We start from the raw sequence: 1,629 nt of genomic DNA, 5'->3' as shown, positions 1-1,629 counted from the left end.
GCAGGAGACCGGCTGCATGCGTGATCTCGCGGAAAAATGGTCCGTTGCACCGGACTGGCAGGGTGCGGTCATCACCACGCCGGGCCTCGCGGTGCGGGCAATCTCCGGCCTCGACCAGTTGCTGGTCAGCGGCGATCTCGACGCGTGGACGCGGGCTTCCGGGGTCGACGGGACTGGCGTGGGTGCCTTTGGAGCGGCACAGGGCGACCGCTATGCGGCGCGGCTGGCGCGCGACCGGCTGCTCGTGGTCTCGGACAGCCCGCTCGCCATCGCGACGGGCTGGCACGCGGACGGGTTCGCGGTGACGGCGATCAGTGCCGGGCTGCAAGTGTTCGAGGTCGAGGGCACGGCGCTCGATGCTTTCATCATGCGTGGAACGACACTCGATCCCAGCCAAACGAGTGCTAGTGCAGCGCTGTCCTTCGCGGGTATCAGCGCCATCGTCTATCGCCATGAACACAGGCTGCGCATCCACGCCGACCGTGGTCTTGCTGCCTATCTCTGGACATGGATGGAAACGGCGGCCGGCAACATCGCCGCAGGATCAGCCGATTAGCTGGCGACCTGTCAGAGCGAGAACGACCAGAACAAGCAGGCCAGTGTCGCGGCGGCGAACACCACGAAGAACAGGCTGCGCAGCAGCACGTTGCGGCGCAACTCGTTCATGACGAAGTGGCAACCGACGATCGCCGCCGCAAACAGGAACCGCCAGTTCAGCAATGCCCACACGGCGCTGCCCTGACCAAAAGCCCATCTGGCGGCGAGACAGCCGACGATTGCCGCGAACAGCGCGATCACGGTCCAGAAGATCGCGTCGGCGGCATGGGTCAGGACGATGCCGGCCGCCCTGATCGGCAGGATCATCATCAGCATCGCGCTGAAGAAATAGACAGCGGCAATCGGGATGAACACGCCGGCATCGGCAATGCCGTCAAGGCGCCTGACGCCGATCGCGCCATAGGGATAGCCGTGCCTGGCCACGGCCAGGCTCAACGCCATGAGCAAGGCGGTCAGCACGGCGACCAGTGCGAAGGATGTAAGGGCTTTGCTCATGACGTTCCCGTCCCAGACGAATCAGACAGGAACGGTTTTAGCGGGCGGTCGTAAATTGCGCGTAAGCGAGGGCGCTGCCCTCGCTTATTTCGAACACGGCGCGATCTGGCAAGGCAAGCTATTCGGCGGCGATCCTGCCTGCCGAGCGATTGGCCAGCACGAAGCCAACCTCGTCGACCGCCTGTGCCGCACGCTTCAGGATCGCCTCGGAGCGCAGCACGCCGTCGGTGAAATCCTTGTCGGTGGCGTAGACGGCGGTCGGCAGGGCAAAGGCTTCGAAGAAGCCGAACAGCGGCCGCAGCTGATGTTCGACGATCAAGGCATGACGCTCGCCACCGCCGGTCGCCGTCAGCACGATCGGCTTTCCTCGCAATGCCGCCGGATCGATCAGGTCGAAGAAATGCTTGAACAGACCGGTATAGCTGCCCTTGTAGGTCGGCGAGCCTACGACGAGCACGTCGGCGGCAAGGATCTGTTCCAGGATCGCGCGAGCCTGGCCGTCGAGATCGCGGGCCCATCTCGCCGTTCCCAGCGACGGGCCGAGATCCTCGATATCATAGGTGCTCGCCGATAGGC

Annotated in this window: 3 protein-coding genes; 1 reads left to right on the top strand and 2 read right to left on the bottom strand. The window is 64.6% G+C overall.

Annotation, left to right across the window (positions count from 1 at the left end; genetic code table 11):
• Positions 1 to 556, top strand: a 556-nt coding sequence (locus EN935_RS35110; protein WP_245489132.1) for a hypothetical protein, incomplete at its 5' end; no start/stop codon positions are given.
• An 11-nt stretch (positions 557 to 567) separates the two neighbouring features.
• Here the strand turns inward: EN935_RS35110 and EN935_RS35105 are convergent.
• The gene (locus tag EN935_RS35105; protein WP_127265545.1) at positions 568 to 1,053 is read right to left on the bottom strand and encodes a hypothetical protein; all 486 of its coding nucleotides are present in this window, start codon (positions 1,051 to 1,053) and stop codon (positions 568 to 570) included.
• Between the two features lie 118 nt (positions 1,054 to 1,171).
• A partial coding sequence (gene msuE, locus EN935_RS35100; RefSeq protein WP_127374178.1) for an FMN reductase occupies positions 1,172 to 1,629 on the bottom strand: 458 nt, incomplete at its 5' end.

It is taken from the genome of Mesorhizobium sp. M7D.F.Ca.US.004.03.1.1 (genome assembly GCF_003998635.1).
Lineage (GTDB): Bacteria > Pseudomonadota > Alphaproteobacteria > Rhizobiales > Rhizobiaceae > Mesorhizobium > Mesorhizobium loti.
The sequence above is the reverse complement of the archived record's forward strand: the minus strand, read 5'-3'. Positions and strand labels throughout refer to the sequence as shown.